The sequence below is a fragment of the Catellatospora sp. TT07R-123 genome (assembly GCF_018327705.1).
Lineage (GTDB): Bacteria > Actinomycetota > Actinomycetes > Mycobacteriales > Micromonosporaceae > Catellatospora.
In genome coordinates this window covers 4,317,811-4,342,395 of the sequence record NZ_BNEM01000001.1, presented here as the reverse complement: position 1 = coordinate 4,342,395, position 24,585 = coordinate 4,317,811, and the positions used below count along the sequence as shown (strand labels likewise).

25 protein-coding genes are annotated in these 24,585 nt (G+C 71.6%); 13 read left to right on the top strand and 12 right to left on the bottom strand.

Translation table 11 applies throughout. From position 1 onward, the window contains the following. Positions 1–211: 211 nt before the first annotated feature. Positions 212–460 (bottom strand): hypothetical protein, encoded by a 249-nt coding sequence (locus Cs7R123_RS18805; protein ID WP_212829263.1) that lies wholly within the window; start codon positions 458–460, stop codon positions 212–214. A 114-nt stretch (positions 461–574) separates the two neighbouring features. Here Cs7R123_RS18805 and Cs7R123_RS18800 point away from each other — a divergent pair, with 114 nt between their 5' ends. Continuing rightward, a complete protein-coding gene (locus Cs7R123_RS18800) occupies positions 575–733 on the top strand; it encodes a hypothetical protein (protein WP_212828208.1) in 159 nt (52 codons plus the stop codon). Positions 734–856: 123 nt separating this feature from the next. Further along, on the top strand, positions 857–1,366 hold the full coding sequence (locus Cs7R123_RS18795; protein ID WP_212828207.1) for a hypothetical protein: 510 nt from the start codon (positions 857–859) through the stop codon (positions 1,364–1,366). A 10-nt stretch (positions 1,367–1,376) separates the two neighbouring features. Here the strand turns inward: Cs7R123_RS18795 and Cs7R123_RS41115 are convergent, their stop codons facing one another. The 9 genes from Cs7R123_RS41115 to folP all read right to left on the bottom strand — a co-directional run bounded on the left by Cs7R123_RS41115 (position 1,377) and on the right by folP (position 11,172). After that, a complete protein-coding gene (locus Cs7R123_RS41115) occupies positions 1,377–1,994 on the bottom strand; it encodes a hypothetical protein (RefSeq protein WP_374706967.1) in 618 nt (205 codons plus the stop codon). Then, complete coding sequence (locus Cs7R123_RS18790) at positions 1,991–3,139, bottom strand: M23 family metallopeptidase (RefSeq protein WP_212828199.1); 1,149 nt, start codon at positions 3,137–3,139, stop codon at positions 1,991–1,993. Before Cs7R123_RS18790 ends, Cs7R123_RS41115 begins: the two co-directional genes overlap by 4 nt. After that, positions 3,136–3,624, bottom strand: a complete 489-nt coding sequence (locus Cs7R123_RS18785) for a hypothetical protein (RefSeq protein ID WP_212828192.1) — start codon at positions 3,622–3,624, stop codon at positions 3,136–3,138. The genes Cs7R123_RS18790 and Cs7R123_RS18785 overlap by 4 nt, the downstream gene beginning before the upstream one ends. 32 nt (positions 3,625–3,656) lie before the next feature. Then, a complete protein-coding gene (locus tag Cs7R123_RS18780) occupies positions 3,657–5,534 on the bottom strand; it encodes a DMT family transporter (protein ID WP_244871910.1) in 1,878 nt (625 codons plus the stop codon). Further along, positions 5,531–9,064: an ATP-binding protein gene (locus Cs7R123_RS18775; RefSeq protein WP_244871909.1), complete on the bottom strand. Its 3,534-nt coding sequence runs from the start codon at positions 9,062–9,064 to the stop codon at positions 5,531–5,533. The genes Cs7R123_RS18780 and Cs7R123_RS18775 overlap by 4 nt, the downstream gene beginning before the upstream one ends. After that, complete coding sequence (locus Cs7R123_RS18770) at positions 9,061–9,423, bottom strand: hypothetical protein (RefSeq protein ID WP_212828190.1); 363 nt, start codon at positions 9,421–9,423, stop codon at positions 9,061–9,063. Before Cs7R123_RS18770 ends, Cs7R123_RS18775 begins: the two co-directional genes overlap by 4 nt. Before the next feature lie 8 nt (positions 9,424–9,431). Further along, positions 9,432–9,752, bottom strand: a complete 321-nt coding sequence (locus tag Cs7R123_RS18765; RefSeq protein ID WP_212828188.1) for a hypothetical protein — start codon at positions 9,750–9,752, stop codon at positions 9,432–9,434. Between the two features lie 233 nt (positions 9,753–9,985). Then, a complete protein-coding gene (gene folB / locus Cs7R123_RS18760; protein WP_212828187.1) occupies positions 9,986–10,342 on the bottom strand; it encodes a dihydroneopterin aldolase in 357 nt (118 codons plus the stop codon). A 2-nt stretch (positions 10,343–10,344) separates the two neighbouring features. Further along, positions 10,345–11,172, bottom strand: a complete 828-nt coding sequence (folP, locus tag Cs7R123_RS18755; protein ID WP_212829261.1) for a dihydropteroate synthase — start codon at positions 11,170–11,172, stop codon at positions 10,345–10,347. A 21-nt stretch (positions 11,173–11,193) separates the two neighbouring features. On the opposite strand from folP, the gene folK reads away from it, so the two are divergent. From folK to Cs7R123_RS18735, 4 genes are all read left to right on the top strand, one after another. Next, positions 11,194–11,724, top strand: coding sequence for a 2-amino-4-hydroxy-6-hydroxymethyldihydropteridine diphosphokinase (gene folK / locus Cs7R123_RS18750; protein ID WP_212828185.1), 531 nt, complete (start codon positions 11,194–11,196; stop codon positions 11,722–11,724). An 83-nt stretch (positions 11,725–11,807) separates the two neighbouring features. Then, positions 11,808–12,302: a DUF3180 domain-containing protein gene (locus Cs7R123_RS18745; protein WP_212828183.1), complete on the top strand. Its 495-nt coding sequence runs from the start codon at positions 11,808–11,810 to the stop codon at positions 12,300–12,302. Between the two features lie 161 nt (positions 12,303–12,463). Further along, entirely contained in the window at positions 12,464–13,762 is a 1,299-nt protein-coding gene (locus Cs7R123_RS18740; protein WP_212828181.1) for an ABC transporter permease, read from the top strand. Between the two features lie 462 nt (positions 13,763–14,224). Next, the gene (locus tag Cs7R123_RS18735; RefSeq protein ID WP_212828179.1) at positions 14,225–15,229 is read left to right on the top strand and encodes a hypothetical protein; all 1,005 of its coding nucleotides are present in this window, start codon (positions 14,225–14,227) and stop codon (positions 15,227–15,229) included. A gap of 49 nt (positions 15,230–15,278) precedes the next feature. On the opposite strand, the gene Cs7R123_RS18730 is transcribed toward Cs7R123_RS18735, so the two are convergent. Next, positions 15,279–16,436 carry an NADH-quinone oxidoreductase subunit D gene (locus Cs7R123_RS18730; protein ID WP_212828178.1) on the bottom strand — a complete coding sequence of 386 codons (1,158 nt, stop codon included), beginning with the start codon at positions 16,434–16,436 and terminating at the stop codon, positions 15,279–15,281. Positions 16,437–16,636: 200 nt separating this feature from the next. Continuing rightward, on the bottom strand, positions 16,637–17,581 hold the full coding sequence (locus Cs7R123_RS18725) for an SAM-dependent methyltransferase (RefSeq protein ID WP_212828177.1): 945 nt from the start codon (positions 17,579–17,581) through the stop codon (positions 16,637–16,639). Between the two features lie 134 nt (positions 17,582–17,715). Here Cs7R123_RS18725 and Cs7R123_RS18720 point away from each other — a divergent pair, with 134 nt between their 5' ends. The 7 genes from Cs7R123_RS18720 (at position 17,716) to nadC (ending at position 24,585) form a co-directional block, all read left to right on the top strand. Continuing rightward, positions 17,716–18,639 carry a Rossmann-like and DUF2520 domain-containing protein gene (locus Cs7R123_RS18720; RefSeq protein WP_212828176.1) on the top strand — a complete coding sequence of 308 codons (924 nt, stop codon included), beginning with the start codon at positions 17,716–17,718 and terminating at the stop codon, positions 18,637–18,639. Further along, entirely contained in the window at positions 18,636–19,481 is an 846-nt protein-coding gene (panC, locus tag Cs7R123_RS18715; RefSeq protein WP_244871908.1) for a pantoate--beta-alanine ligase, read from the top strand. Before Cs7R123_RS18720 ends, panC begins: the two co-directional genes overlap by 4 nt. Further along, a complete protein-coding gene (gene panD / locus Cs7R123_RS18710) occupies positions 19,482–19,910 on the top strand; it encodes an aspartate 1-decarboxylase (protein WP_212828175.1) in 429 nt (142 codons plus the stop codon). A gap of 69 nt (positions 19,911–19,979) precedes the next feature. Beyond that, positions 19,980–20,873: a septum formation family protein gene (locus Cs7R123_RS18705; RefSeq protein WP_212828169.1), complete on the top strand. Its 894-nt coding sequence runs from the start codon at positions 19,980–19,982 to the stop codon at positions 20,871–20,873. Between the two features lie 98 nt (positions 20,874–20,971). After that, a complete protein-coding gene (locus Cs7R123_RS18700; protein WP_212828168.1) occupies positions 20,972–21,868 on the top strand; it encodes a septum formation family protein in 897 nt (298 codons plus the stop codon). Positions 21,869–22,018: 150 nt separating this feature from the next. After that, a complete protein-coding gene (locus tag Cs7R123_RS18695) occupies positions 22,019–23,707 on the top strand; it encodes an L-aspartate oxidase (protein ID WP_212829259.1) in 1,689 nt (562 codons plus the stop codon). Next, complete coding sequence (gene nadC, locus Cs7R123_RS18690; RefSeq protein WP_212828166.1) at positions 23,704–24,585, top strand: carboxylating nicotinate-nucleotide diphosphorylase; 882 nt, start codon at positions 23,704–23,706, stop codon at positions 24,583–24,585. Before Cs7R123_RS18695 ends, nadC begins: the two co-directional genes overlap by 4 nt.

The following is a 24,585-nucleotide window of genomic DNA, read 5'->3' as shown; positions in this document are numbered from 1 at the left end:
GGTCAATGCGCGCGTTCCATCCTGCCAACGCTGAGCCCTCCGCTGCGTCCTCCCCCGGGGGAGGTTAGCGCAGGGCCCTCTACACCTCGCGCACAAACGCGCGGGAGGGTTTCACATACTTGCGACAGATCGACATCCGGAATCGGCTGCGCGGCACGCCCCCATCGGGTACGCGCCGCGCCGCGTCGTCCGCAGACCGGCTGCCGCCCTGCTACTGGGCCTTCGACAGGTAGTCGATGAACCGGGCGCGGATCAGGGGCTCGCTGCTGCCGTAGTGGTGGCCGGTGAACTCGCGCCACAGCGACACCGCGTCGTCGACCGCGGCGCCGATGTCGGCAAGCTCCCGCTCCTCCGTCTCCGGCGCGGTGGGCAGGTGACGGAACAGGTCCCAGAAGAAGCCCAGGTCGCGCTCGTCGCGCGCCTTCGCGAACGCGCGCTCGCGCAGCTGCTCGGTCGACATGGCGTCCAGTTCGGCGAAATCGGTCACCTGGCCAGCGTACCGGGGGGCCTGGATCGGGCCCGGCACGGTGGGAGATCACTAGGCGCCGGGGCGTCCAGGCCATAGGGTGTCGGCATGCAGCCTGAGCCGCCCAAGCCGCCGTCGCGACTGCTGGGGTATCTGAAGAAGCCGGTCGGGCTCGTGCTCGCGGCGGTCGCGATCGCGCTGATCCTGGTGATCATGTGTTGCTGCGGGCTGTGGGCTGCCGGAACGCTGAACCGCGGGTCTGTCTGAGCTGCTGCGGGGGGCCTTCGGGCCGGGGGCGCCGCCTGTCGGTGAAGTGATGGCGGGCGGGTGCGGCGGTGTGCCACGCTGGCATGCACTCACATGAGCGGATGTCTGAGCGAGAATGGTGCGATGGAGCGGCGGTCGGTTTGGCGCAAGGTCCTGCTGGGACTGGTGATCGTGTTGGCGGTGGGGGGCATCGGCGCCGCCGTCGCCACGTTGACGGCATACCACGAGGCAACCAAGATCGACCGATCCGTTCCGGAGGTGGTCGTCGCCGAGTATCTGCGGGCAGCGCTCCAGAACAAGGATGAAGTCGGTGTTGATCTCTACACCTGCCAGGATCCGAGCGCGCTGGCACCGATGTCAGCTCTTATCGATGAGCTGGCGAAACGGGAACACGACTTCGGCGTTCAGGTCATCATCAGCTGGGGTGCTCTCAACCGTGCTGACCAAAGCGGCCAGGTGCGGATTCAGACCGATCTGACCGTCACCGCGATCAAGGACGGCGCCGAGGAGAGCAGTAGTCAGCAGCGCTGGCAATTCGGTCTGGTAGAGGAGGACGGTTGGCGTGTCTGTGCTGCGGAGCAAGGCCCGATGCCAAGTGCCTCACCGACGCCTTCGCCAAGCATCGCAGCGTGATCGGCCACGACTACTCAAGCCAGAGTTCTGCTAGCGGGACGGCGCGAGTGGCTGGTGCCTGACCGGTAGCAGCCCAGCGATACCACTCACTTTCCTGGGCGACCCTGACCTGCGGCGAACCAGCCGTTCCCAGGTGCGCCTCCGTGACGGCCCGTAGACCGCGCTGCTCACCGTCGTTGCCAGTCTGGACGAGCCGGCGGCCCGTCAGCTGTCCAGTGGCCTGTGACGCCAGGATCTCGGCTGGCAGGGCCCCCCGAGTCGGCGGGGCGTCCAGCGATACCAGCACGAGACTGTCCACAGGTCCGGCGGCTCTTTCGGCGGCAGTACTGATGGTCTCGACCCAGACTCGCTCGACTGGTACCAGCGCCGCGAAGACCTCGACGCGTTCCCTCTCAGCGCGGTACCACTCTGCCTCCGCCAGAACTGGGACCAGACTTCGCGCGCCCTGCCGGATGATCGCATCACCACGCAGCTCGGTACGCCATCCGTGCCCCGGCAACCCGATCATCACGCGGGCTCCACGAAGCGATCCGCCACTGCCGACAAGTGTCATGGCAGGAACAGGAACTACCGGGGCAGGCGGAGTACGCCATTCGGCGGCCCAGGCCGCAAAGTCCGCTTCAGTCATGCGTCCTTCCCCCCATCGCCGTTGCCGAGAGCGGCGCCCTTTCCTGCCATGAAGGGAATCGGATCCACGGCGCCGCCATGCGAGCGGTCACCATCGAGATGGACTTCGAAGTGAAGGTGCGGTCCGGTGGAATGGCCACTGTTGCCGACGTACCCGATCACCTGCCCGGGCGAGATTCGATCGCCGACACGTACAAGGGGGCGGCTTTGCATATGGCAGTACCTGGTTATGACCTGGTCGGCATGAAGGATGTCTACGTACCAGCCGCATCCTGGGGTGTTGAGGTTGCCGTCTCGGTCGCAATTCCCGAGGTCGCACTTGCTTATGATCACCACGCCGGCTGCGGCGGCTCGAATGGGGGTGTGGCGGGCGGCACCAAGGTCGACGCCATTGTGGGCCGGCCGATCTGCAGTTCGAAAACGCGAATTGATCGAGGCCTTGACGGGGGCCGTCCATCCCGATGCCGCGATCTGGCCGAACGCCGCGCAACGCAGTTGGTTGCCGACGAGTACCGCGCGGGCAGCACCGTCGGTCAACTCGTTGACGATGCGTGTCGCCAAGGGCTCATGTTTTGCGTAGGCGTTCGGATAAGCGCTGATCTGGACCCGCTGTGCGGCGACAGTGAGCGGAAGGGTATCCCAGTTCTTTATCTTCAGGAGCTTCTGGTAGAACTTCGTCGCCGCGTACACAGGATCCATGATCTGTTCCGGGGTGCCCCAACCCTGACTTGGACGTTGTTGGAACAGCCCAAGGGAGTCATGGTCGTTGCGCTCGCCGAGAAATCCGTGATTAGTCAGGCTGCTTTCCTGCATCGCAGTTGCCACTGCGATCACCCAGCCGCGCGGTGGCACCTTCAGCTGCTGGCCGGTCTTGATGATGATGGCGGCATTTCGAACCTTGTCCTCGCCATAAGGACCGATGCGCGGAAACTGACCTGTGGCGCTCACGGTCTTGGTGCTGCCGCAGTTGAGTGTATTCGTCAGTGGTGATTGATTCGTAGCCAGATCTCCGAAGATCACGGCTGTAACGGCTCCACCGCAGCACAGCAGCGCCAGAACCGAAGTGACGGCAACTATGACTCCAGGGCGGAGTAATCGACGGCTGCCCTCGCGGATAGGGCTCGTGATGATAGGAGGGACGCTCATACGCGCTCCCAGTCGATGCCGTCCACCATCCATTTGCCCTGGGGCGCGACCAAACGTAGCCGAAGTGTACCGGCATCGATAGGAATGGCGACCTCGACGTAAGTGTCCGCAAGAGCCTCGACATGTGCCGTCCCGGTAATGCGATTGGCGGGCACGCTTACCGGATCCACCCCGTCGAGTTCGGTGACGAGCGCATCGGTGCACATCGGCCTGAGAGCGTCCAGCCATTCCTTCGCATTACGGTCGTGCCGGATCCAGTTCTTTGCGAAAGAGGTGGCTAGTGCCAAAGCCTCAGGCCCGTTGGTCGGCGTCACCGCGCTCGGCGTGGTGTCGACCGTTACGACCCCGTCATCGTCGGCGTCCGCGTCCACCGTGTGCTGTGTAGTCGGCGGCGGCTCATCGGCTGGCAGTACGCTTCCGCCGCCGACCAGCTTGCCGATTGCCACGATGAAGACGACGAATACCGCCAGCCCGAGCGCCACCACGGTTCGGGGCCGTAGAGGGATTCGGGACATCACTACCTCGACTCGGACCTGGTCTCGGCCCTGCTCGGCCGAGCGGGCTCGCTGGACGGCTCGGTTCGGGCCTCGGATCTGGTCGTGGCCTGCTGGGGCACGTTCGCCGGCCGGTAGACCGAGTAGCTCGGCTCGAGATCGGGCACGTCCGCCGAACGCCATGCCTCTGTCCGCACAGGGTCATTGCCGCCCCGTGCTTCGGCGCGAACCGATGCTGCGGACTCCTCGGCGGCTACTGCTAGCTCAGGCCTCGCCTCGGGGACAGATGTGGCGGTAGTGCTACCAGGAGCTACCACGATGCCAGCGGGGGTACGGTCGCCTGGCTGGATGCTCGTGGCCGCTGACGGCCGTGCGGTAATCAGGGAGGTGCCGCTGCTGCCTCCAGCCAACTGAGTGATTCGGCTGTATGGCCGAAGCAGAATCCATCCGACTATGCCGCACAGGAGCACCAAGGTGACCTGGAGCCAGCCTGCCAGCGACGACGTACTCATGATCAAATCAACTGCGAACAAGTAGATCGCGGCGCCTGTGCCGAAAATCGCGATGTTGAAGAGTGCTGCCAGCACCGAGTTGACCAGGCGTCGAAGCCCAGCGCTGGCCGGGCGTAGCAATCCGACGGTGCCGAGCGCCGGAGCAGCGATTACAGCCCATCTGATGATGAGGAAGCCGAGCAGGACCAGTACCGAAGCGATGACGTCAAACGCGGCGAAGGAGATGGCCGACAGGATCGCAACGAATCCCGCGCCGATCCGCTCCATACCCTTAGTGCCCTGTAGGTACTGGTATGCCTGCGGGTCTTCGGTGCGGATCTGCTCCGAGACCTTCATCCAATCGCTCTGCTTCTGACGAATCAGCCCGTCTCGTAACTGCTGTCGAGCATCCGCGTTCGGCGTGTCGTTGATCTGTTCGACTTCCTGCCAGCTCAGCGACTTCGCTCGGAGGAGAGCGGGTCCGTACTTCTTCGCCGTCTCGCTGTCTGCAGATCCGAGTTCGCCTCGCAGCCAATTGCGGTACAGGAGCGCCTCAACTGCAGTGTCCCCGGCGCGGACCGCCGGGGGCCGATGGTCGTCGCAGGCACCGGGTGCCGGGTCGCTACAGGTAGTGGTCGGCGCGGACCGAGGACCGACCGCATCGTGTACGACGCTGAGCACTCCAACCAAAGTTCCATCGGCTGCCTTCGCGGACTGGACAGGCCAGCTTGCTAGAGCAGTAACCCCGACCATGACGAGAATCGCCCAGCCGACGGTCGTGAGGGCCATGGACATCTGCGCCTGCCGGGATCGCCACAGCAGGTACACGCCGATGACAGCAAGCGTGATCACGCCGAAGACTGTGAACACCTGCGTGTAGAGGGCCTGGGTGGCCTTCTCGACGAGCGGGTCGGCCCAGCCCCACATCTCGCTGGGCTCCCAGGCACGCTCCCGGAGCGCGTTGGACACCCCGACGATGCCGCTGGCGAGCATGAACTCGCCGTTCGCGATCGTGTTCTCAAGCTTGTAGTCAGGGTGCATGACGGTCTGCACGCAGTTGATGTCATACGTGGTGTAGTCATAACCCGCGTAGCCGTAGCGGGCGTACTTACCCGCCGGCCCCCGGGTGTCCCAGGTGGGCTTGGAGACGAACCAGCCGGCGAGGCCGGAGTCGGGCGCGGCAGGATTCGGCGCCGCGAGGCACTGGGCCCGCGCCGCGCTGACCTCTTGCAGCCGTGAGATGCACTCGTCGAGCCCGCGCTTGGTCCACTCCTCCAGGGAGCACAGCTTGTCCCCGGGCGCAGTCTTCGCCGCGGCAGCAGTGTCCGCAGCCGCCTGCACCGGAGCCCCGAACAGTGTCCCCAGTGCCAGTACGACCGAAGCAACCGCCGCAGCTCCCAGCCGCTTCACCGCCCGCCCCCCTGCGCGCTCCGTGTCTCAGCCTGTCCGGTGGGCGTCGTGTCGAGGGTTTCGAGCAGCCCCGGCACGTACGACACGTCGACTCGCACCCGCTGCACGCGGCTGTCCACGTCCCGCAGCACGAACTCGCGGTATCCCAGCCGCCCCGCGCTGTTGGCGTCGGGCGCCGACAGCGAGGCCAGCACTTCCTCGTACCCCACATCCGTCGGCACGCGCAGCAGCCGCAGCGCCTCGGAGGCGATCTCCGGGTCCTGCGCGATACGCCCCACGAACACGGTCGAGACGAGGTTCTGCACGTCGAGCCCGAGGATGTCCTTCGGGTTCTGGGAGGCGACGAGCGCGGCGAGGTTCCACTTGCGGCTGTCGCGGGCGAGCCGGACCAGGAACGAGCGCCCGGACCGCCACCCCTCCATGAAGTGGGCCTCGTCGAGGCCGACGAGTTTGCGCTGGTGCATGTCGCCGGAGTAGCAGCGGCGCACGGCGAGCCGGTGCGCGGTGTGCAGCATCGGCAGGGCCAGGGCCTCTTCGGCCGACCAGTACTCGCGCTCGATCTTGAGGTCGGGCAGGCGCAGGCCGGACATGGTGATGACGGTGAGCGCCGCGTCGGTGCTGAGCAGGTCGCCGGGCGGGCTGCCGAAGAACAGCAGCGCCAGCGGCATCTCGGCGGTGTCGAGCAGCAGGTTGGCCAGTTCGCGGCCGGTGTCGTCGATGCCGGCGAGGCAGCGTACGACGTCGTCGAGGGTCGCGGTCTCCTCGGCGGGGACGGTGCGGACGGCGTGGCGCAGCAGCGTGGCGGTGGACGCCTCGCGGGCGACCTGCGGCGGCACGAGCATGGCGCAGATGTCCTGCACGAGCATGCGGCGTTCGGCGCGGGCGTTGCTGACGGCGATCTCATACTCGCGGTCGCCGTTGGGCCCGGTCGGGAACTCGGTGCGCTGCGGGGTCGGGATCAGGGAGTACGGCGCGAGCGTGCCCTGCTCCCCGCCGGTCAGGTTGAGCACGCGGGAGTACGGCCGCAGCTCGGGCATGCTCGCGAGCCGGGCCAGCGGGCCGCTCGGGTCGAGCAGGGTGACCTGGACGCCGCGGCGGGCGTTGAGGTAGCCCATGGCGCCGAGCAGGGTCGACTTGCCACCACCGGGCTCGGCGACCATGACGGACAGGCCGGAGCGCTCGCGCACCTCCATCGGGAAGTGCGGGTCGAGGAAGACGGGGCGGCGGCAGGTGCCCGCCGTACGGCCGAGCAGGTCGCCGCGGCGGTCGCCGACGGTCGACGCGGCCTGGGGCAGCGCGGCGGCGAGCAGCCGCACCGGCATACGGCGCAGGTAGCCGGTGTTGGCGATGGGCTCGCCGGGGATGAACTCGCGGGCGAGCTGGTCCTGCTGCTTGGGGTGCTGCAGGGACACGCGCAGGTCGCGGCTGTATGCCGAGATGACCGAGCGGGCCCGTTCCAGGCACTCGTCGCGGGTGGCGCCGCTGACGGCGACGCGGTGCCAGCCGTGCGCGCGGGCGGAGTCGACGGGCAGGCCGGTGGTCATCTCGTCGCCCATGACCAGGGCGCGGCTGGCCAGGCGCTCCAGCTCGGGCGGGGCGTCCATGCCGTGCTCGAGGTAGTCCAGCTGTTGCGAGCGGATCATGCGCAGCCGGTGTTCGAGGTTGCGGAAGCTGTCCTGCGGGCCGAGGATGTCCACCCGCGACGACAGCTCCATCGGCCAGGGCAGCCGCTCGTGGAAGTGCAACCAGGGCTCGTGCCGCTCGGGGATGTCCAGCGGCTCCATGCGGCCGACGGTGAGCACGGCGACGTGCCGTTCCTCGCCGGTCATCCGGTTGACGAGCTTGACCGTGCTGCCGTACGGCGCGCGGTAGCGCTCGATCTGCTCGGTGAGGGCGAGCAGGTCGCCCTCCTCCCAGCGGCCGTGGCCGACCGAGCCCATCGTGGCGGGCGGGCTCATGCCGAGCGCGACGGAGCGGTAGAGCAGCCATTCCAGCTCACCGGAGGCGGCGCGCTGGCCGCGCATGCCGAACGCGGCGAGCACCTCGTCGAACTGCTCGACCTGCTTGCCGAGTTTGCGGCGTTCGGAGTCGGCGGTGCCCTTGCCGAAGGCGCGCAGCAGCTTCTCGCTGAACGAGTCGCCCAGCGCCCGGCGGGCGAAGGTGACGCCCAGGAAGGTCTGGCCCTCGCTGTGGTTGATGTCGAGTAGGTGCCGCTGGGCGTTGACCAGGTGGTCGCCCCAGCCGGGGGCGCCGGGCACCGCGGGCAGCGGGCGGGTCGTGAGCTGGTCGAGCTGCTGCGCCCACTGGTCGGCCGGGAACGGCCTGGTGGTGCGCCGCAGGTGCAGCCGGAATCCGGCCAGGCCCGCGTACTGCTCGCTGATGGCGGACAGGAGCGCCTCGCGGTCGGCGTCGGGGCGGAACGCCCAGCGGACCTCGGGCAGCAGGTACCAGGCCGTCACCGCGTGCGGGGTGAACGTGAGGTGCCCGGCGATCTCGGTGATCGCGATCTCCTGCGCGGCGTCGCGGTCGCGCTTCTGCCTGGGCGGCGTCGCCGCCTTGACCGGCTTGGTGCTCGCGCGCTGGGGTGCGCGCGGCGCGGCCGGGGCCGCGTGGCGGCCGGGATGCTGCGCCGGGGCGCCCTGCGGCGCGAGGGGTCGGCTGCTCAGCGGCACGGTGCTGACCGGCACGGAGCTCACCGGGACCGAGCTGACGGGACGCTGGCGCAGGTCCGGCGGCGGGCGCATGGGGATGCCGCTGACGGGCACGCCGCTGACCGGGGCGGCCGGGGGCGGCCCGGCCGGGCGGGCCGGTCCGGCGGGCCCACCGGGGCGCTGGCCGGCCAGGCCGGATGCGGCCGGTCGGCCGGTCGCGGCGGGTCCGGCGGCAGGCGCCTCGGGGGTACGTCCCGACGGCTGCTGCGCGCGGCTCGGGGCGGCGGGCTGGCTCGGGGCGCGGCCCGGTGCCGCGGCGCCCGGGTGGGCGGCGGCGCGGGTCGGGTCGGGCGGCAGCGGGACGAAGTTCGGGGCCGGGCCGGCCGGCGGCGGCGGGACGGGCGGCTGCGCGGCCCGGGTCGGCGCCGTGCGGGGCACGCCGCCACCGCGGGTGACCGAACCCGGGTCGGCCGCCTCGGCGTCGAACAGCTCCAGGAACGGCGACTCGATGTCCGGGCCGACCGGTGCGGTTGGCGGCGGGGGAGGCGGTGGCGGCTCGTTCTCGCGGCGGGCGCTGGCGAGCCGTTCCCGCTGCGCCTGGGTGGCGCGGTCGGCGGCGGCGCGCAGCTCGGCGGCGCGGCGGTCGGCCGTGGTCTGCAGGTCGCTGCGCAGGTCGCGGCCGCTGTCGGGCCGGGTGCCGTCGATGCGGGCCTCGGGGCGGCCGTCACCGGCGACGGGGGCCTGCTCGGGCGCGGCCGGTTCGCGGCGCCGGGGCGGCTGGAACACGGCGACGGGGCCCTGCGCGGCAGAGCCTTCGACGGAGGGGACGACGTCGGAGACGGTGTCGTCCAGGTCGTACTCGGTATCGTGCCCGGTCATGTGATCGCCCGCCGCACGACGACGCGGCGCGCGACCAGGCGCGGGTCGTGATGCTCGGCGCCGGCCTCACGGTCGCGCCGCCAGTCGGTGAGCGCGGTGCGGATCACCATGCGGGCGGGGCGGTCGGGGTCGACGTGGCGGAACACGTACGACGTCGAGACGATAGCCAGCGCGATCTCCCAGGTCGGGAAGATCTCGAAGCGCTGGCTGAAGATCCAGTGGATGCCCATGTAGAGCGGCACGAGCAGCACGAACAGGCCGTACTGCGCGTAGGGCAGCTGCACCGGGAGGGTGTAGCCGGGCGGCCCGAGATAGACCAGGCGAGCCCGGTAGATGTCGTCGTCCGTGCGCAGCCGCATGGTTCCGCCTACTCGAACATGATCTTGACGAGGTTTTCCCCGACCAGCAGCAGCGCACCGGCGCCGACGATGAAGGCGATGCCGATGATGGCGATCGCGGAACTGGTGAGCACCTTCGAGACCTCGCCCTTGCTGGCGCGCCCGATGAAGATCACGCCCAGGATCGCGAGCAGGATCGGGGAGATCTTGGTCGCGAAGAAGGTCAGGATGTTCGTGGTGGCGATCTCGCCCTTGGGGTCCCCGGGTGCGGCCAGGACGGCGTCGGCGAGCGGGCTCAGCGTCGCTGTGGCGTGCGTCCACGCCGCCTGGGCGAGCTCCATGGCGATCATTTGTTACCTCCCCGCCGCGACCCGGCGCTGCATAATCGCTTAAGCCTTACCGATGGGGGTGCTCATCGGTGGGATGCGCCGAGTAACACCCTGCTTCGTGTCGAGTACTGTCAGTGGTTAGCGCCGGGATATTTCCATGTCTTGGTCCGGTGTCGGATCCATAGCAGAGAGTACGGTGCCCCCTGCGGCCCGACAAGCCGCGCAGCATGCGGCAGGTGTCAGATGTCCGCGCGTCACCTGCGCCCGGTGGCCGTGACGCTCACGTCACCGAAGGACAGCGGGATCGGCGCCTGTGGCTTGTGGACGGTGACCGTCGCCCGCGCCACCCGGTCGTCCTCCATGCAGGCCGCGACCAGGCGGTCGGCCAGCGTCTCCAGCAGGTTCACCGCGGGGCCCGCCACGATCACGGCCAGACGTGAGGCCAGCTCGCCGTAGTGGACGGTGTCGGCGACGTCGTCGCTGGCGGCGGCCGGAGCCAGGTCCAGCTCCAGCTCCACGTCCACGACGAAGTCCTGCCCGTCGCGCCGCTCGAAGTCGAAGACGCCGTGGTGGCCGCGTACCCGCAGGCCGGTCAACCGGATCAGACCCATGGTCACCAGCGTAGGCGGGGACTGCCCGTGGCCCGCCACACCGCGATCGCGTCGGCCGTGCCGAGCACGTCGTGCACCCGTACCCCCCAGGCGCCCGCGGCCACCGCGAGCAGGCTCGTCGCGGTGGTGGCCGCGTCGCGGTCGGCGGCGGGCCGCCCGTCCAGCAGCAGCCCCAGGTACGACTTGCGGCTGGCCGCGAACAGCACGGGGAAACCGAGCCCGACCAGCTCGTCCAGCCGCCGCGACAGGGCCCAGTTGTGCTCGGCCGTCTTGGCGAAGCCCAGACCCGGGTCGAGGATCAGCTGGTCGGGGCGCACCCCGGCGGCCAGCGCCTCGTCGACGCGCTCGGACAGCTCGGCCCGCACCTGGCCCACCACGTCGTGATAGGTCGCGAGGTCCTGCATCCGGTCCGAGTGCCCGCGCCAATGCATGATCACGTAGGGGCAGCCCGCCTCGGCCACCACCCGCCGGATGCCGGGGTCGGCCAGCCCGCCGGAGACGTCGTTGACCAGCACCGCCCCGGCCTCCAGGGCGGCGGCCGCGACGGCGGCGCGGGTGGTGTCCACGCTGGTCGCCACCCCCGCCCGCGCGAGCGCCCGGATGACCGGCACCACGCGGGCGGCCTCGGTCGCCGCGTCCACGCGCAGCGCGCCCGGCCGGGTCGACTCACCGCCCACGTCCACCAGGTGCGCGCCCTGGTCGCGCAGCTGGACCCCGTGGCGCACCGCGCTGTCGAGGTCCGTGTAGAGGCCGCCGTCGGAGAACGAATCCGGGGTCACGTTGAGAACGCCCATCACCACCGGCGGCGTCGCGCGCATCAGGTCGAGCACCACGCTGCGAGAATATCGGGCGTGACTTCCGTGGTCTTCTCGATCGGCAGCAACCTCGGCGACCGCGCCGACCACCTGCGCTTCGCCGTCCGGCGCCTGGCCGAACTCGGCGAGGTGGCGGCGGTGAGCGGGGTGTACGAGACCCCGCCGTGGGGCGACACCGAGCAGCCGGCGTACTACAACGCCGTGGTGCTGATGACCGGGGAGCACTCGGTCGAGGAGTGGCTGCTGCACGCGCAGCGCATCGAGCACGAGGCGGGCCGGGTCCGCCACCAGGCCCGCCGCTACAGCCCGCGCACCCTGGACGTGGACCTCGTCGCGGCCTGGACCGGCGAGGGCACCCCGGTCCTGCGTACGACGCCGGAGCTGACCCTGCCGCACCCGCACGCGCACCAGCGGGCCTTCGTCCTGCGCCCGTGGCTGGAGGTCCAGCCGTACGCCCAGCTCCCGGGGCACGGCTGGGTCAACGACCTCGTGCTGGCCGATCCGATGGCGGCGGAGGTGGCCGCGATGACCGCTCTACCCGAGGTCCGGCTCGAAGTAGAGTCGTAATCCGATCGGCCGCATTCTTGTCACGGGTGTGTGTCGCGACCGGAAGGGGAACGCCGCATGAGCGTGCGGAGCGAGGCGGCGGCATGAGCCGGCAACCCGCGCAGGAGCCTCGGCTGCAACCCACCAGTGCGTCCACCCTGGTCGTCGCGGCGCTCGCGTCGGCGGCGGTGGCCTGGCTGGTCATCAGCAACTGGTACATCAAGATGCCGCCGGTGCCGTGGCTGCCCGCGTTCACGCTGCTCGCGCTGGCGATCGTCGAGTTCACCCTGGCCCAGCAGACCCGCGCCCGGATCGAGCGCCGCCCCGGCCGTCTGCCGGTCGAGCCGCTCGCCGTCGCCCGGTACGTCGTGCTGGCCAAGGCGTCCTCACTGGCCGGTTCGATCTTCCTCGGCTTCTCGTCGGGCATCGCGGTGTGGCTGCTCGTCGACGACCGGCAGCTCGCCGCCGTCCAGCGCGACGTGCCGCCCTCGATCGTGCTGGCGGCCTGCTCGGCGGCGCTGGTGGCGGCCGCTCTGTGGCTCGAACGGGCCTGCCGCGTGCCCAAGCGGCCGGACGAGGACAAGTCCGAGCAACCCTGACGCTGCGCAACGGCGGCCCGACCCTCCGGAAGGGGCCGGTCGGACGCCGTCCGAACACTCGGGCAAGACTCTGTCGCATTCACGTTTCAGCCGGTACGGTGCGTCGGGTAACCCGGTCGTACCCCGCGACCGGTGGGGAGCCGACTCGGGAGGCGCGAGTCATGGCCTACGACAATGACGCGACCGAAACGACCGGGCAGCGGCGTTTTCGCGACGAGCCCGGGTTCCGGGAGGAGCCGGACTTCCGCGAGGGCGGCAGCACCGGGCAGCATGCGGCCGTGCCGAGCCGGGAGGCCGGGTTCCACCGCGGCCGTCCCGCCGCGGGCGGCAACCTCGACGACGTCTTCGACGACCCGGCGCACGGCGCGGTCGGCCGGGACCGGCTCGGCGTCCACTTCGCGTGGGAGGGCGTGCTCGCGCTCGGCATCGTGACCATCGGATACCTGCTGTTCCGCGGCTATGAGGACCGCCTGCACGGCACCTCGTTCAAGGAGCTGCTGGTCTTCGTCTCGGTGCTGGGCATGCTCGCCCTCGGCGCGTCCATGACGCTGCGGGTCGGCGCCGTCAACCTCGCGCTCGGCCCGGTCGCCGCCGGTGCGGCGGTCTTCTACGCCCAGCACGGCAACGACGGGATCGTCCCCACCGCCGGGGTGGCGGTCGCGCTCGCGGCCGCGCTCGGCGTGGCGATCGCGATCCTGGTGGTCGGCTTCCAGGTGCCCGGCTGGGCGGGCAGCCTCGCCGGGGCGCTGCTGGCCGTGGTCTGGATCCAGAAGCAGCCCACCACCGCGCTGACCGTCGCGGGCGAGTACAACCCGGTGCCCCACGCGTACTACCTGCTCGGCGCCTTCGCCGCGCTGAGCCTGGTCGGCGGCCTGCTCGGCGCGATCCGCTCGATCCGGCGCGGGATCGGCCGCTTCCGGCCCGTCGGCGACCCGGCCGAGCGCCGAGGCGCCCTCGCCGCGACGATCGCGGCGCTGGGCATCGTCGGCTCGACCGTGCTGGCCGCGATCGCCGGTGTGCTGCTCGCGGCGCTGTACGGCGCCCAGCAGCAGGTCGTCCTGCCCACTCTCGGGTTCGAACTGACCGGGCTGGCGGTCGGGGCGGCGCTGATCGGCGGCGTCAGCGCGTACGGCCGCCGCGGCGGCGTCTTCGGCACCGTGCTCGCCACGATCCTGCTCGGACTGGTGATGTGGTATTCGATCGCCGCCGACTGGAAGATGTCGCAGTTCGCGCTGGCCGCCGGGGCGCTCGCGGTCGGCCTGGTGGTCACCCGCCTGGTCGAGACGTTCGGGCGCCCGCTGCCCGCCGACGACCCCGACGACTGGTCCGACGTGGGTGTGCCCGGGACCGCGTCGTGGTCCACCGGCAGCGGCGACACCTGGGCGAACCTGCCCGCGCAGCCGGCGCCGCCGCGTACCGACCAGTGGGGCGACGACGACCGCTGGTCGTCGCTGCGCTGAGCTCACACTTTCGGGGGGTTGCCGCGCACGGCCGCGGCAACCCGTTCCCGGCACGTCACCGATCGTTAAGACGATGTGACGAATGTGCGGCGGTTACCGGCGCGACGGGCGTCGTTCTCCTGGTTCCAGGGGCTGTTCCGGACCGGGCGGCGCAGGTCCTCCGGCAAAAGGCTCTCGCATTCACCGGCCGTGGAGCATTCCCCTGGGCGGCAACTGTCGGTAGCCTCTAGCACCATGCCGGATTCCGAAACGCGAGATGATCAGCGGAGCGGACGACTGCTGCCAGTGCTCTTCTGGGCCGGCGTCGGTCTGGCCCCGATCGCAGCGTTGTTCCTGTTCGCAGCCGATGGAAGCATGGCGCTGCGCGCCGCCATCGGGATCATCATCCTATCGGTGATCTTGATTGGCCTGTCCATCACTCTGCGTCGCGATACCGAAACGGTACGCATAGAGCTTGAAGACATGATGATGGACGAGGTGGACACTCTGCGCGCCGACGTGCGCGACGACATCGCCACCGCCGCCCACGCGACCCACCGGGCGTTCGGCGAGAAGTTCCAGTACCTGGTGGACCAGCTGGAAGCCACCCGGCACGAGCTCGACGCCACCCGGGCGCAGATGGAGGCGATGCGCGCCGACCTGGCCCGCGCCGGTGCCCCCGCCCCGGCCGCCGCCCGCCCCAACGCCGCTCCCGCGCCGCACCAGCCGGGCCCCGGCGGGGGCCGGCAGGGCATGGCGCCCGGCGGCGTCGTCCGGCACACCGAGACCGTCCAGGTGACCACCCGCCAGACCATCGTCGACCCGCACGCCGAGGACGCCCAGCGCGGCACCGTATACGGCGGCTACGACCGAGACCGCGATCGCGACCGCAGCCGCGGCGACGGCGACTACGCGGCGCCCCGCATCGAGGTGCAGCGGCCGCGCTCCGAGCGGCACCGCGAGCGCGATCGCGAGGAGTCCTGGACCGAGCAGCGCCTGCGCGAGCAGCTCGACCGGCGCCGCGACGCGGCCGAGCCCGCCGCGGCCGAGCGCCGCAGCGGCCGTGAGGACCGCGACGACGACCGCCGCGGCCGCCGCTACGCCGACGAAGAGGACGACCGCCGCCCCGACCTCAGCGCCGGGGACCGCTGGGCCAGCATCCGCAGCGACGACCGCGGCCGCGAGCTGCGCATGGGCGAGCGTCGCGCCGACCTGCGCAGCGACGGCTCCGGCGGCACCGAGCTGCGCATCGAGGACCGCTGGGCCGCCGTCCGCCGCGAGGCCGACAAGCCCAGCAGCTTCTTCGACGACGACCAGTCCGACGAGCCGAGCAGCGGCTTCTCCAGGCGCGACCAGGAGCGCCGCGGCGACAACCCGCGCGCCCTGTCGTCCGCCTCCGACCGCGAGGAGCGCTGGTCCGACTACGAGTCCCGCCCCGAACGCGAACGCGACCGGGACCGCGACCGGGATCGAGACCGCTACCGCTGAGAGATCATCGATAGATGAGAACGGCGCCCGCCGACCGCGGGCGCCGTTCTCATTTGTCGATGTCGCCGACGACGAAGAACATCGAGCCGAGGATGGCGATGAGGTCGGGGACGAGGGTGCCGGGCAGCAGGGTGGACAGCGCCTGGACGTTGGCGTACGAAGCGGTGCGCAGCTTCATCCGCCACGGCGTCTTGTCGCCCCGCGACACCAGGTAGTAGCCGTTCACGCCGAGCGGGTTCTCGGTCCACGCGTAGGTGTGGCCCTCGGGCGCCTTGACCACCTTCGGCAGGCGTACGTTCACCGGCCCGCTGATCCGGTCGACCCGGTCCAGGCAGGCGCGGACGAGCCCCAGTGACGCGTACACCTGGTCCAGCAGCACCTCGAAGCGCGCGTGGCAGTCCCCGGTCGTACGGGTCACCACCGGCACGTCCAGCTCGCCGTACGCCAGGTACGGCTCGTCGCGGCGCAGGTCGAAGTCGAGCCCGCTGGCCCGCGCGACGGGCCCGGAGGCGCCGTACGCGGCGGCGGCGGCGGCGCTCAGCACGCCGACCCCGACCGTGCGGGCCAGGAAGATGTCGTTGCGCCGGATCAGGTCGTCGAGCGCGGGCATGCGCGACTCGACGAGGTCGACGGCCTCCCGGGCGCGCCGGGTCCAGCCCGCCGGGACCTCCTCCTTGAGGCCGCCGACGCGGTTGAACATGTAGTGCATGCGCCCGCCCGTGGCCTCCTCCATCACGGCCTGGAGCACCTCGCGCTCGCGGAACGCGAAGAACATCGGCGTGATCGCCCCGATCTCCAGCGGGTACGACCCGAGGAACATCAGGTGGTTGAGCACCCGGTTCAGCTCGGCCATCGCGGTGCGCAGCCAGACCGCCCGCTCGGGCACCTCCAGGCCCATCAGGCGCTCGACCGCCATCGCCGCGCCCAGCTCGTTGCTGAACGCGCTCAGCCAGTCGTGCCGGTTGGCCAGCACCAGGATCTGCCGGTAGTCGCGCACCTCGAACAGCTTCTCCGCGCCCCGGTGCATGTATCCGACCACCGGCTCGGCCGACAGCACCTTCTCGCCGTCGAGCACCAGCTTGAGCCGCAGCACGCCGTGCGTGGAGGGGTGCTGCGGCCCGATGTTGAGGACCATGTCGGTGCCGAGCTGCTGCGCTCCCGCGCCCGCACCGACCGTCAGTTCCCGAGTGCCGCCCGCATCCGCCATGGCCGCCATCGTAAGCCAGCTCCAGGCCTCCCCACCCCGTTAAGGAAGGGCAGCTTCAAATCGCCTACGGCGCAGAAGACGGCCCCGTCGGCCAGCTCCGCCCCGCGCCCCGCCCTTCGCGCCAAGTTGCCGGGCAATCGGGCGTATGCGGGCGCAAGATACGCCCGATTGCCCGGCAACTTGACTGATCTTGGACGTCTTTACCGCAGGTCGGTGAGGAAGGGCAACCCGCCGGGGTCGAGGTTGACGGGATGGGCTAGCCACCAGTGGGCGCCTAGGCCGGTGGGGGTGGTCAGCTCGGCGGACTCGCCGGCGGTGGCCAGGGCGCGGACGTACGCGGTGGGGTCGGTGGCCGCCAGGGACAGGGGCGGGCGGCGGCCGTCGACGCCGAGGCGGTGCAGGGCGTCGCGCTGGCGCAGCAGGACGTGCGGCCCGGCGGCGTCGGCGGCGGAGTCGACGGCGACGTGGCAGGTTATGTCGGTGCTGCCGTCGAAGGCGGGCAGGACCTCGCGGCCGTGGCGGAAGCCGGTCGCGGTCGGCAGGGACGGCCGGTCGCCGCGCAGGTGTCCGTAGTCGACGGTGAGCGCGAGCCCGGCCGACACGGCGGCGACGGCGTCGGCCCAGGCCTCGTCGCGGGCGCGGCCGATCTCGACGACGTCGTCGGGCCCGGCGGGCCACCAGCGGGCGGCCCAGGCGGCGTCGGCGGGCGACAGCGGGTCGCCGGGTTCCAGCCCGGGGTCGAGGTAGCGGCCGTCGCGGGCGAGGTCGAGGGGGACGTTGTCCAGCCACTCGGTGGCGAGCAGGACGCCGGTCAGGCCGCGCGGGATGTCGGTACGCCAGGAGATCCCGGCGCCCGTCCGTGCCGCGGCCTCCACGCCCACCGGCCGGACCCGGGCGCGGACGGGCGCGGGCAGCGCCGCCAGCAGTGCTTCCAGCAGTTCGCCCCGGCCCGCGCCGACGTCGACGAGGTCCAGGGCGGCGGGTTCGCCCAGCGCCGCGTCGACCTGGCAGACCAGCCGGGCCAGCGCGCCCGCGAACAGCGGGGAGGCGTGGGCGCTGGTGCGGAAGTGGTCGGCCGGCCGCTCGCGTACGAAGAAGCCGTCCGGCCCGTACAGGGCCTGCGCCATCGCGTCGCGCCACCGCATCAGCCGATCATGCCGTACGCCCGGTTTGTTAAGTCTGGGGGTCAGTGCGGTTTCGCACACTTGCTGTCGGGCAACTGGGACGCGGACGCATACTTGCCTCGACCGGTACCCCGACGCAGAGGACTGGATCGAACATGAGCGCAACGCGTGAGCTCACCGTGGGCGTGATCGGCGCCGGCCGGGTCGGCGCGGTCCTCGCGGCCGCCCTGCGGGCCGCCGGACACCACGTCGTAGCCGCCTCCGGCGTATCCGCCGCGGCCAAGCACCGCATCGGCACCCTGCTCCCCGGTGCCCGCAATCTTCCCGCCGACGAGGTGGCCCGCGCCGCCACCGATCTGCTGCTCGTGGCCGTGCCGGACGACGCCCTCGCGGGCGTGGTGACCGGGCTGGCCGCCACCGGCGCGCTGCGCCCCGGCCAGATCGTGGCGCACACCTCGGGCGCGCACGGGCTGGCCGTGCTGGCCCCGGCCGCCGCGGTCGGCGCCCGGCCGCTGGCGCTGCACCCGGCCATGACGTTCACCGGCGGCGCCGGTGACCTGCGCCGCCTGCGCGGCATCTCGTACGGCGTGACCGCCCCCGACGCCACCCTGCGCGAGCTGGCCGCCGATCTGGTGGCCGACCTCGGCGGCACCCCCGAGTGGATCGGCGAGCAGCAGCGCGCCCTCTACCACGCGGGCCTGGCGCACGGGGCGAACCACCTGGTGACGCTCGTGAACGAGGCGGCCGACCGGCTGCGGGACGCGGGCGTGTTCGACCCGGCCAAGGTGCTCGGGCCGCTGCTGACCGCCGCGCTGGACAACGCGCTGCGGATGGGCGACGCGGCGCTGACCGGCCCGGTGTCGCGCGGCGACGCGGGCACGGTGGCGCGCCACGTACAGGTGATGCGCGAGACGGCGCCCGACTCGCTGCCCGCGTACGTCGCACTGGCCCGCCGCACCGCCGACCGCGCCATCGCGGGCGGACGGCTGCGCCCGCGCGACGCGGAGCCGCTGCTGGGCGTGCTCGCCGGCTCGGCCACGGGGGCCGGGTATTCCGAGATCGGAGAGGCCGCGAAGTGAACGAGGGCATCGAGGTCGCGGGCAGCCGCGCCGAGCTGGCCGCCGCCCGCGCCGGGCTGACCGGCTCGGTGGCCGTGGTGATGACGATGGGCGCCCTGCACGAGGGGCATGCCACGCTGCTGCGCGAGGCCCGCAAGAGCGCCGACCACCTGCTCGCGACGATCTTCGTCAACCCGCTCCAGTTCGGGCCGAACGAGGACTTCTCCCGCTACCCGCGCACGTTCGACGCCGACCTGGAGATCTGCGCGCGCGAGGGCGTCGACGTGGTCTTCGCGCCGACGCCGGAGGTCATGTACCCGTACGGCCAGCCCGAGGTCACCATGCATCCGGGCCCGCTGGGCGACGTGCTGGAGGGCGCGGTGCGCCCCGGCCACTTCGCGGGCGTGCTGACCGTGGTCTGCAAGCTGCTCCGGCTCACCGGCGCCGACCTGGCGTTCTTCGGGGAGAAGGACTACCAGCAGCTGACGCTGATCCGGGCGATGGTCCGCGACCTGGAGCTGGGCGTGGAGATCGTCGGCGTGCCGACGGTCCGCGAGCCCGACGGCCTGGCCCTGTCCAGCCGCAACCGCTACCTCAGCGACGAGCAGCACGAGGCGTCGCTGGCCCTGTCGCGCGCGCTGCGCGCCGGTGCCGCGCGGCGCTCGGCGCCCGAGGTGCTGGCCGCGGCCCGGGCTGAGCTGGCCGGGCTGGACGTGGACTACCTGGCGCTGCGCGGCGCCGACCTGAGCGAGGACCCGGGTGCCGGGCCGGCGCGGCTGCTGGTCGCGGCCCGGGTCGGCCCGACCCGGTTGATCGACAACATGCCGGTGCACCTCGACGCGCCGCACCCCCGGGAGAGCTGAATGTTCCTGCGCACCATGTTCAAGTCGAAGATCCACCGGGCCGTGGTGACCCAGGCCGACCTGCACTACGTGGGGTCGGTGACGATCGACGAGGACCTGATGGACGCCGCGGACCTGCTGCCGGGCGAGCAGGTGGCGATCGTGGACGTCACCAACGGCGCCCGGCTGGAGACGTACGTGATCCCCGGCGAGCGGGGCACCGGCGTCATCGGCATCAACGGCGCGGCGGCGCATCTGGTCAAGCCGGGGGACCTGGTCATCCTGATCTCGTACGCCCAGATGGATGAAGCCGTCTCGCGGGCGTACACCCCGAAGGTGGTGCATGTCGACGCCGCCAACCGGGTCATCTCGCTGGGCGGGGACCCCGCCGAGGCGGTGGCGGGCATGGCCGGCGACCCGGTGCCGAGCCCGTACGCGGTGGTGCGCTAGCACCCTCGGCCGGTTTTGCGGCGCCCGCCGGTCCGTTAGGCTCCGGGCGGACCGGGCTCGGGAGGGGCGATGTCGATGAGGCGGTGGATCGCGGCCGGCACCGCCATGTGCGCGCTGCTGGCCCCGGCGCTGGCCGGATGTACGCAGACGATGGCCGGCGCGGACGGCGACCTCGTCGACGACTGGTCGGCGCTGCCGCAGGCCCAGGTGTTCACGCCCGGGGCCGAGGTCTGCCACCCCAAGACATACGAGCAGACCGGCCGGGCCACCGCCTACGAGCCGGTGGACTGCGCCCAGACCCACTACGGCGAGACGGTGTACGTCGGCACGCTGACCGGCGCCGCCGCCGCGCTGGCCGCCCCGCCGGAGCCGAACACGGCCGCGACGGCCGACGCGTTCGCCGAGTGCGACGAGCGGGCCACGGCGTACGCGGGACGCCAGTGGCGCGACGCCCGGCTCACCCTCGACCTCACGCTGCCCTCGACGGCGGCCTGGCAGGGCGGTGCCCGCTGGTACCGGTGCGAGCTGAACGAGCTGACCACCGTCACCGAGAACGCCGACTGGGTGCAGCGCAAGGGGAGCCTGCGCGGCGACCTGGCCGCGCCGCTGCTGCTCGGCTGCTTCAGCGAGAGCGGCGCCGACGACGTCGACAAGATGGACGAGGTCGACTGCGCCAAGTCGCACAACGCCGAGTACGTCGGCACGTTCGCCGCCGCCCGCAACCGCGCCTACCCGGCCAATGACAAGGACTGGGACTACTTCCACGACAACTGCCGCAAGGTGATCGCCGCGTACGTCGGCATCGCCCAGAGCGCGACCACCCGGTACGGGGTCATCTCGTGGCCGTACAGCCGCGCGACCTGGACCGGCGGCGACCGGGGCGTGCGCTGCTACCTGTGGCTGGAGCAGAAGAAGATGACGGGTTCGGCCAAGGACACCAAGGGCAAGGGCATCCCTACCTGACCAGATGGAATAGATCGGCCCCCAGGTGGGGAGCGGCGAGTGGCGCCCATGAACTATGCTCGCGATTCACGTTGGCCTAGATCGGGGGAGGGCATCCCATGCGACGTGGGATGAGCCGGGTTGTCGCCGGAATCCTGCTTGGTGCGGTGACGCTGCTCGCCGCCTCGGCGTGTACGCCGGAGCTGCCCAAGCACATCGACGGGAACCTGACGAACGGCTGGCCCGCCATGGCCGAGCCGAAGGGCTGGGAGCCCAAGGCGGACATGTGCATGAAGGCCTTCCACGACTCGCTCTCGCGCAGCATGTACGAGCCGGTGGAGTGTGACCGCGGACACAGCTACGAGACGGTGGGCATCGGCGAGTTCACCGGCGAGGCAGCGAACGCGGAGAAGGCCCCGGCGGCCGGTTCGGCCGCGCTGAAGGCGGCCTGGAGCGACTGCGACAAGAAGGCCACCGCGTTCGTCGGCGCCGACTGGCGCGGCGGCATGCTGTGGATGGGCGTCTCGGTGCCGGGCTCGGTCAGCTGGACCAGCGGCTCGCGCTGGTACCTCTGCCAGATCGCCGCCCTGGACCGGTCGTACGGCGACCCGAGCCTGCGCAGCATCTCGCTCAAGGACGAGCTCACCAAGAACTCGCCGCTGAAGTACGGCTGCTACCAGTACGGCAGCAGCATGGTCGCGATCGACTGCAAGAAGGCGCACAACTCGGAGTACGCGGGCATCTGGAACGCGCCGGCGAACATGACCTACGCGCGCCTGCCGAAGGCCGACGACACCATCGCGGGCGAGTGCCGCAAGGTGATCGCCAAGTACGTCAAGGTGCCGGCCGACGGCAACATGAAGTACCGCACCGGCGTCGCCTGGGACTGGCCGTCCGAGGCGGACTGGGACGCGGGCGACCACGGCGTGCGCTGCCACATCTGGCTGGACAAGAAGAAGGTCACCCGCTCGCTGAAGGGCACCGGCAACTCCGGTCTGCCGATCAACTACGCGTGATCATGATCGTTGGGATCGCCGTCTCGGGCCGTTCGGCCCGGGGCGGCGATCTTCTTTTTGCGCCGTTTCGGGGGCGAGTGTCAGGCGTCACGCGCCGTTGGGGGTGAATGGGCGGCTGCGGCGCGGTTGACTGTGCGTGTGCGCGAGGCGTTGAACGTTCCGGTCGAACTTCCGGTGCTGCCCCGGGCGCTGCCCGCGCGGGCGGCGTCGTGGGCCGAGCCCACCGACGTGGTGGTGATCGGGTCCGGCGTGGCCGGCCTGACCGCCGCCCTGCACCTGCGCGAGGCGGGTCTGCACGTCACGGTGGTCACCAAAGTCAACATCGACGACGGGTCCACCCGGTGGGCCCAGGGCGGCATCGCCGCCGTGCTCGATCCGCTGGACACCCCGGCCGCCCACGCCGAGGACACCCTGATCGCCGGGGTCGGCCTGTGCGCCGTGGACGCGGTGGACGTGCTGGTCACCGAGGGCCCGGCCCGGGTGCGCGAGCTGATCAAGATGGGCGCCGAGTTCGACCGCCACCCCGACGGCTCGCTGATGCTGACCCGCGAGGGCGGCCACCACGCCCGCCGGATCGTGCACGCGGGCGGCGACGCCACCGGTGCCGAGGTGCAGCGCGCCCTGCACGAGGCGGTGCGCCGCGACCCGTGGATCCGGCTGGTCGAGCACGCGCTCGTGCTGGACCTGCTGCGCGACGCCGACGGCCGCGCCTGCGGAGTGACCCTGCACGTGCTCGGGGAGGGCAGCGAGGACGGCGTCGGCGCGGTCATGGCCCGCGCGGTGGTGCTGGCCACCGGCGGCATGGGCCAGGTCTTCGCCTCGACCACGAACCCGGTCGTGTCCACCGGCGACGGCGTGGCCCTGGCGCTGCGCGCGGGCGCGGCAGTGACCGACCTGGAGTTCGTGCAGTTCCACCCCACCGCATTGTTCCTGCCCGGCAACAAGACCGCGCAGCAGCCGCTGGTCAGCGAGGCGCTGCGCGGTGAGGGGGCGTACCTGGTCGACGGGGACGGCAAGCGGTTCATGGTCGGGCAGCACGAGCTGGCCGAGCTGGCGCCGCGCGACGTGGTGGCCAAGGGCATCCACCGCCAACTGCTGGCCTCCGGCACCGACCACGTCTACCTCGACGCCCGGCACGTCGAGGACGTCACCCACCGGTTCCCGACCATCACGGCATACTGCCTGGCGGCCGGGGTGGACCCGTCGCGGGACCTGATCCCGGTCGCCCCGGCGGCGCACTTCGCCTCCGGCGGCGTCCGCACCGACCTGTTCGGCCGCACCAGCATCCCCGGCCTGTACGCCTGCGGCGAGGTCGCCTGCACCGGCGTGCACGGCGCCAACCGCCTGGCCTCGAACTCGCTGCTGGAGGGCCTGGTCTTCGCCCGCCGCATCGCGGTGGACATCGCCCGCGAGCTGCCCGCGCAGGGCCCGATAGGGCTCGACAAGGTCGCCGTCATCGGCGGCCTGGCCGCGACCGACGCGGTGACCGGGTCCGCCGACCTGGTCGTGGCGGAGACCGCCGAGCGCCGGGCCCGGCTCCAGCGGGCGATGACCCGGGGTGCGGGCGTGCTGCGCAGCGCCGAGACGCTGGCCGGGGCGGCCCGGGTGCTGGCCGAGGTCGGCGTGCCGCCGCTGCCGGGCCGCACCGCCGGGTGGGAGTTCGCGAACCTGCTGACGGTGGCCTCGGCGCTGGTCGCCGCGGCCTCGCTGCGCGCCGAGACGCGCGGCTGCCACTGGCGCGAGGATCATCCGGAGGCGAGCGCGGCCTGGCGCGGGCACCTGTTCCCGCAGCCGGACGCCGCGGGCAGGCTCACGGCGAAGTGGGAGGAGATGGCGTGAAGGAGTCGACGCGGCAGCGCCTGGACAAGGCGGGCCTGGACCCCGACGAGGTGCGGCGGATCGTCGAGAACGCGCTGCGCGAGGACCTCGGCCCGCAGGGGCTCGACGTCACCAGCGTGGCGACGATCCCGGCCGACCAGGTCGACACCGCCGAGCTGATCGCGCGCGAGGCGGGCGTGGTCGCCGGGCTGGCCGTGGCCGAGCTGGTCTTCGAGCTGGCCGGGCCGGGTGCCGAGGTGACCGTGCACGCCGCCGACGGCGACACCGTGGCCCGGGGCGACGTGCTCGCCACCGTCACGGGCCCGACCCGCACGCTGCTGTCGGCCGAGCGGACCGCGCTGAACCTGCTGTGCCGCATGTCGGGCGTGGCCACCCACACCCGCCGCTGGGTCGAGCAGCTGGCCGGGACGAAGGCGCTGGTGCTGGACACCCGCAAGACCACCCCGGGGCTGCGCCCGCTGGAGAAGTACGCGGTGCGCGCCGCGGGCGGCACCAACAAGCGCATGGGCCTCTACGACGTGGCCATGATCAAGGACAACCACAAGCTCGCCGCGGGCTCCATCACCGCCGCGTACGAGCTGGTCCGCGCGACGTTCCCGGACGTGCTGGTGCAGGTCGAGGTCACCACGCTGGCCGAGGCGCGGGAGGCGGTCGACGCCGGGGCCGGGTTCCTGCTCTGCGACAACATGTCCCCGCAGCTGCTGCGCGAGGTCGTCGCGGCGGTCGGCGACCGGGCCGAACTGGAGGCCACCGGCGGCCTCACCCTCGCGGTCGCCGCCGAGTACGCCGCCACCGGGGTCGACTATCTGTCGGTGGGGGCGCTGACCCACTCGTCCCCTATCGTGGACATCGCCTTGGACCTCCGACCGCGGAAGTGA